Genomic DNA, 13,597 nt, shown 5'->3' on the forward strand with positions numbered 1-13,597 from the left:
GTATGGCGTCAATAGTTAATTTTTCGCTATATTCGGTAGTGTTCAAATTTCTGTGTCATTTCAATACACTAATATAAAAAAGGAAATGACACTTTATGTCTGACAATAAATACGAAATTGATATTCAGGAATTCGCCAAAGTACTTCAGTCCGGTCAGGAGCTCAACGGCAAGGACGACGTTCTCACACTGCTGATTAAAAAAATCACGCAAGTGGCACTGGGTGCTAAAATTGACCAGCATCTCGAATCGGAGCCGGAAAAACGGTAAATCCCGTAAAACAATCCAATCCATGTCCGGCGAGTTCGAACTGGAAATACCCCATGACCGAAACGGGACTTTTGAACCTCAGACGGTCAAAAAGCATCAGACCCGCCTGACCGATGAGATGGAAAACAACGTCATTTCCATGTTTGCACTTGGCAACAGTTATCAACATATCCGAGACTATCTTGTTGATATGTATGGCGTCAGCGTCTCTAATGGCACCATTAATGCCATTACCGACCGACTTATTCCTGAACTCAGAGCATGGCAGGAGCGGGATTTGGATGAAATTTGTCCGATTGTCTGGCTCGACGCTGAATTGAAGGGACAGGTACTCTAACAACGTGTGAAACTTTCATAGTGTTATTTTTAATTTTCATAAACTATTGATTATAAAAATATTATTGCTTCAATAAAAACAAAAAAATACTGAGGACATACGCCTCAGAAACCTTCCTCCCAAGGAGAATAATCACGACGATTTTTCAGTATTTGGAGCGCAGGATGCGCTTCCAAATACGTGCCGGCCAGCGCGCTCTGAAGCCAAAAACCTCAAATAAATTCATAGACATTTCCCCGCGCCCCGGCCAAAATATTCCTATTATTCACCCGCCAGAAAATTCAGTCGCCGATGAAAACCTCCCTCGACCATCTCCCGGAACGTAAACAGCAAGAACTGGCCCAGATCTCAACCATTTTGCGTGATTCACTGGACGAGTATCTGTTCGGGAAGTCGGCGGCGAAGCGTGAGTTTAAAATTCATAAAATCATTCTGTTCGGCAGCCATGCCAAAGGCGGTTGGGTGAGTGATATTCCCAATGGTTATGTCAGTGATTACGATATTCTGGTGATCGTCAATTCTCAGTCGCTGGCCGATGAAGATATCATCTGGCACAAAGCGGAAGAGCTGATTGATCGCAAAGTGAAAAGTGCGCCGCTGGGATTAATTGTTCATACATTACAAGACGTTAACGAGCAGCTGCAAAAAGGTCACTACTTTTTTAAAGATATCCGGACTGAAGGGATTTTGTTGTTTGATGCCAATAAGCGCGAACTTGCTGAGCCGGGGGATCTGACAGATGGAGAACGGCGGGAGATAGCTCAGGGGCATTTTGATCAATGGTTTAAATCAGCCCGGGGATTTTTCCGTAACTACGAGTTTTCAAGATCAGAAGGAGAACTTTCTATTGCGGCATTTCTTCTGCATCAATCCACGGAACGATTCTTCGCCTGTACATTACTGACGCTCACCAACTACCTGCCTAAAAGCCACAATATCGAAAAGCTGAAAAAATACTGTGCCGAACAGGAGATCGCATTTTCTGACATTTTCCCGATGGATGACAAATTCCACCGCCGCAGTTTCCGTCGCCTGCAACGTGCGTATATCGATGCCCGCTATTCGATGCATTATGAGATTACCGGGGAAGAGCTGGTTTATCTGGCAGGGGAAGTGGAGAAGCTGAAAGATTTGGCAGAGAAGGTTTGCCGGGCGCGGCTTAATCTTAATTAGTAAACATAATTCACTCAAAGCGCAATAATTCAAATGCACTTCTCCGTTTGATGCTGATACTTCGAATATGTACCCAGGTGACCTCTAGATCCATGTTCAGCGAGAATGGATTGGTTTCTGACCAAGGCACTGATTTGTAAGTAGAGTCATTCTACGTTGAAAATCAGCCACGCAGGACAGAAACCATTCAAGGACAGCTATGTTGCCCTTGAATGGTTCACGCTTTATCAGGCAGATGAGGAGACTGAAGAATTAATTCTGTGGGTTCCAGCCTGAGCCATTGTTGTAATCCTCAAAGATTTGCTGACGGTTTTTATATCCATTATTGACGTCGTTGCTGGTCATTTGGTAAGCGTTGGATAACCGTGATGACACATTCAGGCGATTTCCTGAGAGATCTTTACTGTTGTATTCACGCCATCCTGCATTTTTATCAGCTTTTGATGGATTCGGTGTTTTAGAGCCTTTCCATCCGACGGTACGAATATGCTTATCCATCCGGGTATTGATGAAGGCAATATTGTCATAATAAGACGTCTTCCCGCTACTGCGGGCTAAATAAGTTTTTCTGTCAGGGACAGAGTAACCATTGGCACTTTTACCCCGGGTGAGTTTTGAATTCAGGAACACAAACCCTTTGTCTGCTTTATCAGGAACCCGGGCCTGTAAAATGTATCCGCCGTTTTTTTTCCCGCGGGAGTCGCCCAGTGTGCGAATTTCGCTGTTCTCAAATAAGGACACATGCGGATAGCCCCAGATAAAGTCGACATTACCCGCCACCATGGTGTTATAAAACCATGTCCAGCCTTTGAGTAACAATGTGTCCTGCTCGCTGATAAAGTTACTGTTGGTGGCAATCAGCCGGCCATTTGAGCTGTTGAAATAAATGGTTTCAGCCTGCCCGCCCTCTGAGATTAATGTACTGTTTTTTAGCGTCAGGTCTTTTAACCTCAGCATGTCAGAACCGTAAACAAGAAGCAGCGCCCGTGCCGATGTACCTGAATTGAGTCCGTTGTTATTTTTATAGGTGATGATTGTTTTGTTTTTCCCTTCTCCTCTGATGGTGAGATTATTTTGCTTATAGATATACAGAGGCTCTTCATAAGTTCCTGCTTTTACGAAGATTTCCATCTTGGTGTTGCTATGGTACTGACGCACGAAATTGATCGCCCCCTGTACTGAGCGGAAATCAGCCTGTGTGCCGTTATCATCGACGATAAGCGTTGTTTTGTTGACATCTGGTTTATTGGATCGTGTGCTGATAACCCAGTCGCTGTTGCGGTCAATGCCAGTGAATGTTTTGCCTGCGAGTTTTGCGCCGGTAAAGGCTGAAGCCGGCACTGTCACATAATATGATTTGCCGGTTTGCAGTTTTTTTGCATGAGGCGTGATGTGGGCCTGCTTACCGCGGATGCGTACAGAATAGGTCTTGAGGGTTCTGACCTTGTGATAGCCGATTTTATCGGTGTCTGTCCCCACATTGATTGTGTCAATCAACTGATCATTATCTGCATCGTAAATGCGGATTGAACCACTGCCTTTTTTGGGTATGCTGTCAAAGGTCAGTGAGAATGTTGTGTCTTCGTAGACATTGGCACTGCGTGGTGAAGGTGACAGCTGGTTTGAAAGTGAACTGGCACCGACTGCCGGGCAGGTTAGTGCCATGGGAGCAGTGAATGATGCAAGCATGATGATTTTTACTGAGCGTTGTTTCATTTTCATGTTCTATCCTGTTTTCAGGTTATTATTTTTGTGAATAATCTGACCCATTCATTGAATCTCAGATTGTTCAGGTATGGTCCTATGCTTCAGTTTCATCTGAATACCGACGATTTCCGGATAATATTGACTATTTGAAGCACAGATAATAGATATAGATTAAGTTTCATATATAGTCATGGCGGGAATGAAATAATGTGAAATACAAACATCAGAATCATGAAAATTTAATTTAAATAAATATGCGGTAAAGCATGTTTTTTATTCATATTGTCGATATAAATAAAAGTAGCTCATTTTTTAAAATTAATCCTATAAGTAATGGATTACAAAATTGGGGGAGTAAATAAATTAATTTCAGTAAAATGTTGGATTATTTGATCATGGCTGAACTATGACAATATCTACGGAATACGAAAGACTGAGCTTTGAGATAACGGCGAAAAATTTGAGAGTTACAGAGCTGTGAGGACAGGCACTTGGGCGTTGTGATAACGCATGGACAAGGATATCCCTGACGTCAGGATGATATTGAAAAATTATTCAATGACTGAAGACCCTGATGTTGAGATGATATTAACCAGATGCCTGCTTCTCTGGTGAGAAATACTGTCACGCGTCTGTGATTCCATAAAGCGTTTCCGCAGGTTCAGGTCTGTTATGGAATCCCAATCATCAAAATGTAAATTATCAATAACTGCCGGGATTATATACCTAAATAACCTGAACCTTCAGGTTGACCGGGTATAAATCAACAGAGTGATTACGAATAATAAATAACGTTTATTTCCCGGACGGAGTACTATTAAATTTTATTGTTTTTGTGATTTATCTCTATTGGATTATCTTATTGGATTTGTTAAGGCGCTATTTGAAAAAAATATAAATTTGTTGGTAAATTCACTAAAACATAAAATAATCATTTTATTTTTTTTTGTTGATTACCATTTTTATGTATATAAATTCTGGATTATCTTCTGTCAGTATATATAAATGATAGCTTATCCGCGATTTTTCAGAAGAATCATTTGAATCTATCGATGTGCTTTGATTTATATTGAACCGGTTATTTTTAAATGATAGTTTGAATAAGGTTTTCAATAGCTAACTTGTTGATAATGCAGTGTTTTGGTGCGTGTTGCCCTGACTTGGTGCGTTGTTGTTTTTTATTGAAAGCCCTTTATGCAAGTTGTTTATTTGGTTTATTGATAACTTGTTTTTCGTTTAAATATTCAAAGTAGTACAGCAGTGATACTTATCTAAAAGACTCAACATGGATAGAGTCCGGTTTAAGATCATCTCTACTTTTCACAGATGGTATTAATTAAAATATGGAAATTAAAAAGCGCGTTATAACAACATGTATTGGTTTATCCCTGGTTAGTATGGGAGCCGTTTCCGGAGAATTGAACTCAATGACAAATGAAGTTCAACAGCGTGATTTCAGAGACGGCTCATCGCATACGGAATGGACTCTCGGTAAGGGATCTTACAAGCTCAGCGATACTTATAAATTCTGGTTTGATGTTGATAGAGACTTTTTTGACAACAAAGATTCTGCAAACCAGGTCGGTTGGGACACGGAATTTGGCGTTGCTCAAAAAGCAGGTGAATTTGCAGGTTTTGATGTGACGTTGAATTATATCTATCGTTACGATGCCAGATGGGCTCACTCGAATCGCAACAAAGGCTGGACTCAGAACCAGTATATTTTCTCTCCTTATCTGGATAAGACTGTTTCTTTGTTTGGCAAAGATATGGACTTCGGCATTGAAATATGGAGCCAGGTGGGAACTAAAGATGAGCAAAGTCTGCAAGATATAAGTGGCGTTGAGACGAACTTTTATCTTTCCGGTGACTTATCAGACTCCTGGAACTTAAGTCTGGCATGGTACAACTTCAACTACTACGACAAAGCTGAAGATGAGTATGATTACCAGGTCGGTACAGAAGATTATCTGACTTACTCTTTACCACTTGGCGCTGGCTTCACCTTTAAAATAGAGAATTATATTGAGGCATATTATACGCCGGATTCTGAATACACATGGGCAAGTGCTCATATTGAACCCGCGCTTCACTTTAAACAAAGCTTCAACGACCATATCTCTTTCCACGCAAAAGTCTCCTATGAAGTGGTTGACTGGGAATACGAAAGAAGCGATAACGTCACGAATTACAATGATACCAGCAATAATGAAATGCAAGTGCTGATAGGCATTACCGTCAAGTAATCATAACGTTTTGTCCATAAATTAAAGGGCTAAAGTATGCTTTAGCCCTTTGAAACTGATCATCACAATCCACAGTGCGGCAGGGATATGGACAAACAGTATACAGGTGCGCCACAGTACCAGCGCGACTCCGGGCAACGCGAAGATGATAAATAAAAGATGAAGCATGACGATCAAATCTGCCAGCATTCGATAAATCATAAGCGATGCTTCCTTCCTCAGATCAAACTTAGCTGATAAAAGCCATCACTGTAATCTCTCCACCGGTCAAAAATGATGTGTGTCTATTCAAAGTATCCGCTTTCAGTTCTCAGAGGCTCCAGTGGATCAAATGGAAATTGATTGAAGCTGAATTAATGGCGGCTTATAAACGCTTGCCTGAAGAAACTATTGAATCAGGTGACGGCTATTGCGAAGAGGATTTTCTTACTTACATCCATCACAATGAGCTCTTGCTCGCTATGGAAGAACTTGATGGAGTTATCGTTGATAACTGAATCCCTTGCAAAAAGTTTTGGTCTCATTTGATAAAAGCAGCAAAACTCATAAACCATAGTCATGAAGAGCGTTACAAATCCATTAAACTAGCCGCAACATAACAAGTTGCCCAAAAGGACGTATCACGCTTGGCTTGCGTCCCTTTGTCGCAAGGTTAGCCAAGCTTTCTACGCCTATTAGCAAGGCGTTATGTGAAAATCAAAAATGGTATATAAACAACCAAAACCGCTATTCGGGTGGAAAATTGATGAACCAGATAAAGAGTTATACCTGGTCTCCATTTTGGATAATAAAACTGTACTATTGGCGTATGGTCGCTATGCACATGGTTCGGGTAGTAAATCTATTTCTTGGCAAGAGTTTCTTGCGGGTGAAATGAACGAGCTTGTAGAAAATACCATGGGCGAACAAGTATTAACCGAACTTCTTTTGCAGTTAAAGAGGCTCACATAACAAACAAGGATAAGTGTTGCGCAGCCTACGTTTTATCTGGGTGTTGGATAAGCCCAAGCCACTTATTTATGGTAAATTGCAGATTTGATTCCATGGCAGGTACGGGATTAACCGTATTTTCAGGACGAACAGCTCCATGCGTGACTCACTGTAAATTCAGGCTTGCAGTAATATAGTTTTAAAGCTCGCTTATCAGCACACCTCCTTTATTTCAGAGTAGCGCCATTATCCTTATCAGGCTTGCCTTCGGCGCTGACCCGGATGCTAAGCGGGAAGGTGGCCGCTCAGTCCGGAAGGTGCTTCAGATAATCGTTGGTGTTGATCAGGTGGTCAGGGATTTAATTGAACAACATGCCGCGAATGATGAAGTATAACGCCTGAATTCTAATTCACCTGAATACACTAAAAATCTGAATCCCCGGCACCGGGAGGCAGACTCAGTAGCCATAAACTTCCGGTATACACTAAATTCAGAAACCAGCTATTATCCGGTCACGCTGACAGCCGGATAAATTTCCGGCACATTTCCCCAAAGTTGTCAGCTTAAATATGTTTTTTCCCACTGTTCAAGTTTATCAAAAACGATTTGAGTCACGTCTTCTAAAGGCGCATCGAGAAGCTCGCGTCTCTCTTGCGGAATATGGATGAGTTCTGGGAGGTTATGATCGGACCAGCGGGCAATTTCAATCATCACACGAACGAGTCCTTTTCCCCTTTCTGTCAGGTAATAAAGTTTTCTTTTTCCGTTTTCGGGGTGAGGGATGGCGCTGATAATGTCGTCGTTTTCCAGCTTCCTGAGACGGGTCGATAAGATACTGCTGGAGATTTTTTCAGCGGATTCCAGCATATCTTTATATTCATGTACATCAAAAAACATCATGTCTCTGACAATCAACAGCGTCCAGTGATCGCCAATGATATCCAGTGCGCAGGCCACAGGACATTGGGTCCGGGTTTTATGTTCAATCTTTGCTACCATAAAAAATTTACTTGCATCATAGAATTAAAGTTACTTATACTTCTATTATAAAAGTGATTAAGGGAGGAAACAATGTGGATTTATTCGTGACAGCTTTATTTGGAGGCTTATTCGCTCTGATGGTTTTTCCGATGACTGCGGCAGTCGGTCTCCGGCGGGCCCGGGTCAGGGTCCTGTTCCGGGACGGCGGTGATGATACTTTGCTGCGGCTTGTGCGATCTCATGCGAATTATCTGGAGTATATGCCGGTTACTTTGATTCTGATGGCTGTGGCTGAGCTGAATCATGCACCGGACTTATTTTTGTACATCACAGGCACCATATTTTTACTGGCCCGTGTGATGCACTATCTGGTACTGAATTTTTTCGACCGGCCTGTTTTCAGGATCATCACGATGCTGGCAACCACCGGCGTTATCCTCACCTATGCCATTTGGTTGCTGCTTTATTACTGGAGTCATTGATATAGCAATTTGTTGAAACACGTCCACCGAAAAAAAGGAGCAGGGATGATGATAAGTCGTAAAACAGCAGGTTTGGGGGTCGTCGCGTATTTTGTGATTACCATGGCGTGGGCCTATCCATGGCATATGGTATTTTTTCATGATCTTTATGTGGAATGGGGGGCTTTTCAGCGTGCAGAGCCGTTGATGCCATTAGGTATAGCGGCGGTTCTCATTCAGGGGATTGTGATTGCTTATCTTTATCCATTCTACGCCAGGGTTAAAGGGTATAGTATTGCCAGTGGTATCCGGTTTAACCTGATGATTGGATTGATGACTTATACAGCCATGGGCTTTGCAACAGCGGCAAAATTTAGTATCGAGCCGGTGTCACAGTTTCTGCTCTTTCATACGGTATTTCAGGTCATCCAGTTTATCCTGACGGGAGCAGCCTTTGGCATGATATACCGCAATACCGGGAGACAATAAACCGGGCTTGCCGGTCAGCGGTGAACCCCATCAATTAAATACATGGAGTCTGGTGTATGGAAGTCATATGTCATTGTGGAAACGTTCATATAGAACTTCCTTCAATTTCTGAAGAAGTGGGTCAGTGTAACTGTTCAATATGCCGCCGGTATGGGGCGCTGTGGGCATATTATTCCCCGGATGAAGTGAAGACTGTTTTCACAAAAGAAAAGACAGTTTTTTATATTTGGGGAGACAGAGAAGTTGAGTTTCATCGCTGTCCTCTGTGTGGCTGTATCACACATTATATAACGACGCCAAAATGTGATGAAAGAATCTTCGCTGTGAATATGCGTATGGCAGAAAATGATATTTTAGAAGGTATTTCGGTCAGGGAAATTGATGGTCAGGGCAGTGATGACGGAAACAGATAGATTCATATTAACCCCGGTAAGGATCAGATAAATTGTATAATCCGGAAAGTTGTGCGCCATCAACAACGAAGCTGGTATTCATCCCGCCATAAACGTCACGAATATACTTTTCATTGCGGCCATCTGCCTTGCCTGTTCCGGTTATATATGAGCGCATAAATTATTATATTATTTAAAACGTCTGTCCCGATAAGCTTCTGGTGTTTTTGGCTTTGGTGGGATGGTTTGTTGCGCTATGGGTTTCTTCGATCTCTCCGGCATGATCGAACGCGCCCCTGCGCTGACAAATCTGGAACTTTCTCCTGAAAGTTCCTCCTTTGAGCAATGATCAATTTGGCTGTGTTTTTTTCTTCTCGTTCCCACGCGTGGGAATGCATACCGAATGCAAATATCATTGATATAAACGCGTTGCAAATTCACATTTGCTCACATCAATCATGAGATAAACAATGAAAACCATAAAAAATATGTGTGTCTATTCAAAGTATCCGCTTTCAGTGAGCAAGTGCATTTGAATTACTGAGTGTTTGGTCAATTCTGTTTATTGATGAAGGGAGAGTTGTGGCATTTTTGGGAACGTAAACTACCTGAAATATATGGTGTTAGATGAGTATGACAGTTTGTGTTTTGGTGTAGGGTGTATGTCCCGCTCATTTTACCTCTCCGGCTGAGCGTCGATGAGTCGATCGTTATGTGCTTTGTACTATATGTCACAAACGAGGACACAGAGGAGAGTAAAATGCCTCGTAAAATATCTTATAAAGTAGGTTTTTCATGAAGTTCAAGAGTTTACTTTTTATCGCTTTCTGTTTTGTTTCCAATTCGTCTCTTGCGTCCAGCAGTACTTTGGAGTGCGTATATAAAAAGTATGCAGACCCAGAGGGTGTTCACGTTACAAAGAATGAATTCATTCTTCGATATCTGATTGATCCTGATGCCGATAAAGTTTATGTGTCAGGGAACAATGGTAGTAATGAGGTAGTAAAGGTTCCGGGAAATGACCGCGTATCATTTTTGGAAGTGACTGGGACAGGGAATGTCATGGTGACTACGATTACAAATACTATGGATACGGTGCATAGTAGAAATACAGTTGTTTTTGGTGGTGACTTGATACCATCTCAGTTCTATGGAAAATGCACAGCCAAATAATATGCGCATAAACGATTATGGCGTCAATAACTAGTTTCTTACTATATTCGCACTCCATGCGCCACTGGGCGCGTGCTCCAGAAGCTGCCTGGATCAAAAAAACAATTAGCGCAACATATCATCCACAGCAGCCGGAAACTTCAGCCATATCAAAGCCGGGTTCTTAAAGCATCTGTCCCGATAAGCTTTCCAATGGCATCCCCCTCAACTCATATCCCGGATATAACAAATCTTATCCCCGGAAAATTCAAAGAAGGACTTTCCTTCAACGGCAAGGACTTCGCCCGCTTTCATCCCATTTGGCAGGTCGACCGCTAACACACCCTTATAGTCAATGCCGATGGTTGCGCCGCTGTCGCTCAGGTCAACATAAGTGATCTTCTGCTCACGGGCGCTGAAAAATTTTGCAGATTCATGTGCCAGTTGCTCAAATTCTTCCCGGCCTTCCGTGTGGGTGTTAATCACGCCATTGGATTCGTTTTCAAATACAACCCCGTCATCCAGCAGTGAAAGCATGCCGGGAATATTGAATGTATTGTAGTGATGTACGTATGACTCAACCAGGGTGAGTTTCGCATTGTCGTCCATAAGGAAGTTCCTTGTAGGGATCGGGCGGAATGCTTTTGATTATGTCATGACGGTGTGCGGTATTTTATGAACGGTCATCACAGATTGTGACTATTTTTTATTCAATGTCATCATCAAAATGAAAAATGAGCACCCGGCACAGCTGTCCCGGATGCAAACTACGCTAATCAGTCAGCAAATACTGATATTCCGCGCCCGGACCGGAAACCGGTTCAATCGTAATTACCCGCTGAACCGGGCTGGTGTTACCGATCACCCAGATTTCAATTAAGAGCTGTGTGTCTGCCGCAGGAACCGTGACTGTGAATATGGCTGTGCCGTCGGTCAGGGCCGTGTTCACCAGCCGGCTGCCCGGATCCGGGCGGAAAGTGCCGTCCGTGCTTTGTGTGAAACGGGTGTACACCGACGCATAGCTGCGGCTGCCTGAAAGCGATGTCATGTTTATTTCCAGTGTGATGTCGCGGGTTGACGCATAGTCAAAATCATCAGGCACATTTAAATCCTCCACCGCCTGAGCGCTTGCAGTTGCACCCTGTGTGGCACTGCCGGCGCTGCTTCCACCGCCACCGCCTCCTCCGCCACCGCAGCCGGATAACATCAGCCCTGATAACAGGCATAATACAGATAAAATAGAAGTTCGCTGAATCATCATTTATTCTCCCTGATCAGGTCTACGGTATATAAATAAACTGAGAAGATGCTTTGCTGTTGGTGTACCAGTTTCGTCCCTGAGAACCGCCACTTTCGGCGAACATCTGAAAGTCCGGATATGCTTGCAGCAGGTCAGTACGTTCCGATGGCCACATCCACTCATAAGGAATCAGCAGCGCCCACGGGTGATTTTGTGCGGTTTTAAAGAAAGTCCCGGCGGACGGGTCACTGGCATCAACGCCGAGCTGCCACAGGGTGTCTCCGGCGAATTTTTCAGTTGGTGCACAATCGGGCAGGTGAATTTCCCAGCTGTGCCCCGGGTGGTTAGGTAAACCTTCACCATGATAATAACCCGGTGTGGCAAAGATAAACGGATCGTAAGGCATGGCGATCAGCCCGGAGCTGTCGGCACCGTCTTTCAGATACACATGGAGCTCAAACTGGAACGATTCATCTTCCTTACAGTGGTTCTGGGTGCGGAAATAGGCGCATTGCGATCCTTTTTTCAGTGTTAAATCTTCTGAAATAATCAATATCGCTTCATTGGCACTGTTGTCCAGTCCGCTGTTCTCCTGCAATGTCTGATTATGGTATTGCCGGGTGAGTGCCGTATCGATATCCTGCCGGTTCAGCCCCTGCAAACGGATGGCAAAACCATTGTGATAAGTCGCGCCCATCGCCGACAAACGTCCCTGAATAAAGCTTTTCTTCACCTGACCGTCTTTGACAAATTCCGTCACCCGATAGTGAATCACCACATCGTTCATGTCGTAATCAGCGGTATGCGGCCAGTTATCTTCAAAGGCGACCGTGGCGTAACCGGATTCGCTGGGATAATGTCTGACACTAATACCTTCAGAGGTGACATACACCGGGTGATCTTCCACTTCTCCGGAAGTTGACCCGCCTGTGGCATCCAGGCCGGTTTGTTGACTGAACCGGAAGCGGCTCCAGGTTTGTCCCTGCGTTGCCGAAAACGGCACCGTCAGAAAGAAGGTATTCAGCCCGTCTGACAGAGACTGGTCAGTAAAAATCTGCTCATTGTCGTCAGCAAAATCACCGTCCTGATTCCAGTCAATCCATGCTGAGAGATAACCGGTCGTCGAGGCGTCGATCTGAATAATTGCTTCCAGTCCTGCTTCCAGCGGGGTAACAAAGTTGATGCCGTCTTCATCATTAGTGCCGGTGGTGTCATCGGTCGCTGAACCTGTCATGCCGTCCTGTTCTCCGTCCGGCATACTTTGCCCCAGCCAGGTTTGACCATCGAGCTGGTGGCGCGGGCCGTTTTCTGCCAGCGAGGTGCCGTAGCTGTCCGGGGCATCACCAAAGTCGATTTGGGAATCTTCATCAATCACCGGCGCATTCGCGCAGCGCGCGCCATCATTTTGATTGGAAGAGGGGCCGTCAGCAAATTTGACCGCAGCCACGTTGCCGGAGCTGATATTGGCTTCACTGGATAAATCAATCCGGTAGATCTGGCCGTCCTGATTGCGTGACACATAATAATAGCCGTTGACGTCAAAATAGCCGGCACCGAATGTCCCGGTTTCACCGGTATCGCCGATAAAGTTTGCGGCGCCGGTGTCGGTGTCGAATTCATACAGGTAACCGGAGCCATTATCGATACCGTAGAGTTTGCTGTTACCGGGATGGAAGGCAAAGTCAGTTAAGGAGATTTTCGCGGTGCCGGTGATTTTTTCAACCACCAGAACGGCGTTCGGATCGGTATCCAGCGGGGTCAGGTCAATCCGGAACAAACCTTTATTCTGCCGGTACAGGTAGTAATACTTGTTAAACACATCACCGACAAAAAAAGTATGATCTGTGGGCAGACCAATGGTCGGAATGACACTGGCCTGAAAGTTCTTGTCCAGCCGGACAATCCGTTTCTGGGTGGTGTCATAGCCGAAAATATAGCGGGAATCAAAATCAAAGCCGACGCCATTGATGTTGCTGGCCATCCCGGTGTCACCCTGAATCAGGGTGGTCATGCCGGTCACCAGATTGACGCCATACACCTGCACTGGTTTGGACTGAAACAGATACGCCCGGCTCGGGCAGGTATCAAATGGCGTTGACCAGGCAACACGACTGGTTAAAAGAAGTAAGACAAACAGGGTGATTTTTCTCATCATTATTCCTCTGCATGATGCGTTCGAAGATGGATAATGATGGTTATTTCAAGATATGTGCCTGTTT

At 44.1% G+C, this 13,597-nt stretch carries 15 protein-coding genes and 1 pseudogene; 9 read left to right on the forward strand and 7 right to left on the reverse strand.

Features of this window, described 5'->3' with window-relative positions; genetic code table 11:
* Positions 1 to 95: 95 nt before the first annotated feature.
* Positions 96 to 582: pseudogene (locus OC443_RS19630) on the forward strand (transposase); the annotation flags it as partial.
* A gap of 315 nt (positions 583 to 897) precedes the next feature.
* Complete coding sequence (locus OC443_RS19635) at positions 898 to 1,779, forward strand: HEPN domain-containing protein (RefSeq protein WP_073583589.1); 882 nt, start codon at positions 898 to 900, stop codon at positions 1,777 to 1,779.
* Between the two features lie 252 nt (positions 1,780 to 2,031).
* Here OC443_RS19635 and OC443_RS19640 read toward each other — a convergent pair whose 3' ends face one another.
* Positions 2,032 to 3,501 carry a pectinesterase family protein gene (locus OC443_RS19640; RefSeq protein ID WP_073583587.1) on the reverse strand — a complete coding sequence of 490 codons (1,470 nt, stop codon included), beginning with the start codon at positions 3,499 to 3,501 and terminating at the stop codon, positions 2,032 to 2,034.
* A gap of 1,412 nt (positions 3,502 to 4,913) precedes the next feature.
* Here OC443_RS19640 and OC443_RS19645 point away from each other — a divergent pair.
* Positions 4,914 to 5,732: a hypothetical protein gene (locus OC443_RS19645; RefSeq protein WP_073583585.1), complete on the forward strand. Its 819-nt coding sequence runs from the start codon at positions 4,914 to 4,916 to the stop codon at positions 5,730 to 5,732.
* A 21-nt stretch (positions 5,733 to 5,753) separates the two neighbouring features.
* Here OC443_RS19645 and OC443_RS19650 read toward each other — a convergent pair whose 3' ends face one another.
* The gene (locus OC443_RS19650) at positions 5,754 to 5,933 is read right to left on the reverse strand and encodes a DUF2784 family protein (RefSeq protein WP_073583583.1); all 180 of its coding nucleotides are present in this window, start codon (positions 5,931 to 5,933) and stop codon (positions 5,754 to 5,756) included.
* Positions 5,934 to 6,070: 137 nt separating this feature from the next.
* On the opposite strand from OC443_RS19650, the gene OC443_RS19655 reads away from it, so the two are divergent.
* Both OC443_RS19655 and OC443_RS19660 read left to right on the forward strand, forming a co-directional pair.
* Positions 6,071 to 6,229: a hypothetical protein gene (locus tag OC443_RS19655; RefSeq protein WP_234976401.1), complete on the forward strand. Its 159-nt coding sequence runs from the start codon at positions 6,071 to 6,073 to the stop codon at positions 6,227 to 6,229.
* A gap of 205 nt (positions 6,230 to 6,434) precedes the next feature.
* Positions 6,435 to 6,683, forward strand: a complete 249-nt coding sequence (locus OC443_RS19660; protein ID WP_073583581.1) for a hypothetical protein — start codon at positions 6,435 to 6,437, stop codon at positions 6,681 to 6,683.
* 538 nt (positions 6,684 to 7,221) lie between these two features.
* On the opposite strand, the gene OC443_RS19665 is transcribed toward OC443_RS19660, so the two are convergent.
* Complete coding sequence (locus tag OC443_RS19665) at positions 7,222 to 7,662, reverse strand: winged helix-turn-helix transcriptional regulator (RefSeq protein ID WP_073583579.1); 441 nt, start codon at positions 7,660 to 7,662, stop codon at positions 7,222 to 7,224.
* A 74-nt stretch (positions 7,663 to 7,736) separates the two neighbouring features.
* Here OC443_RS19665 and OC443_RS19670 point away from each other — a divergent pair, with 74 nt between their 5' ends.
* The 3 genes from OC443_RS19670 to OC443_RS19680 are packed head-to-tail and all read left to right on the forward strand — an operon-like array spanning position 7,737 to position 9,007.
* Positions 7,737 to 8,126: an MAPEG family protein gene (locus OC443_RS19670; protein ID WP_083601640.1), complete on the forward strand. Its 390-nt coding sequence runs from the start codon at positions 7,737 to 7,739 to the stop codon at positions 8,124 to 8,126.
* Positions 8,127 to 8,171: 45 nt separating this feature from the next.
* A complete protein-coding gene (locus OC443_RS19675; protein WP_073583577.1) occupies positions 8,172 to 8,594 on the forward strand; it encodes a hypothetical protein in 423 nt (140 codons plus the stop codon).
* 56 nt (positions 8,595 to 8,650) lie between these two features.
* A complete protein-coding gene (locus OC443_RS19680; protein WP_073583575.1) occupies positions 8,651 to 9,007 on the forward strand; it encodes a GFA family protein in 357 nt (118 codons plus the stop codon).
* Between the two features lie 7 nt (positions 9,008 to 9,014).
* On the opposite strand, the gene OC443_RS19685 is transcribed toward OC443_RS19680, so the two are convergent.
* Positions 9,015 to 9,164 carry a hypothetical protein gene (locus OC443_RS19685; protein WP_159440336.1) on the reverse strand — a complete coding sequence of 50 codons (150 nt, stop codon included), beginning with the start codon at positions 9,162 to 9,164 and terminating at the stop codon, positions 9,015 to 9,017.
* A 617-nt stretch (positions 9,165 to 9,781) separates the two neighbouring features.
* Between OC443_RS19685 and OC443_RS19690 the strand changes: the two genes are divergently transcribed.
* On the forward strand, positions 9,782 to 10,159 hold the full coding sequence (locus tag OC443_RS19690; RefSeq protein WP_073583573.1) for a hypothetical protein: 378 nt from the start codon (positions 9,782 to 9,784) through the stop codon (positions 10,157 to 10,159).
* Between the two features lie 204 nt (positions 10,160 to 10,363).
* Here OC443_RS19690 and OC443_RS19695 read toward each other — a convergent pair whose 3' ends face one another.
* From OC443_RS19695 to OC443_RS19705, 3 genes are all read right to left on the reverse strand, one after another.
* Positions 10,364 to 10,747 carry a nuclear transport factor 2 family protein gene (locus OC443_RS19695; RefSeq protein ID WP_073583571.1) on the reverse strand — a complete coding sequence of 128 codons (384 nt, stop codon included), beginning with the start codon at positions 10,745 to 10,747 and terminating at the stop codon, positions 10,364 to 10,366.
* 163 nt (positions 10,748 to 10,910) lie between these two features.
* Positions 10,911 to 11,399: a hypothetical protein gene (locus OC443_RS19700; RefSeq protein WP_073583569.1), complete on the reverse strand. Its 489-nt coding sequence runs from the start codon at positions 11,397 to 11,399 to the stop codon at positions 10,911 to 10,913.
* Positions 11,400 to 11,418: 19 nt separating this feature from the next.
* Positions 11,419 to 13,533, reverse strand: a complete 2,115-nt coding sequence (locus OC443_RS19705) for an LruC domain-containing protein (protein WP_200796932.1) — start codon at positions 13,531 to 13,533, stop codon at positions 11,419 to 11,421.
* Positions 13,534 to 13,597 lie beyond the last annotated feature (64 nt).

It is taken from the genome of Vibrio quintilis, from assembly GCF_024529975.1.
In the GTDB taxonomy this organism is placed as follows: Bacteria; Pseudomonadota; Gammaproteobacteria; order Enterobacterales; family Vibrionaceae; genus Vibrio; species Vibrio quintilis.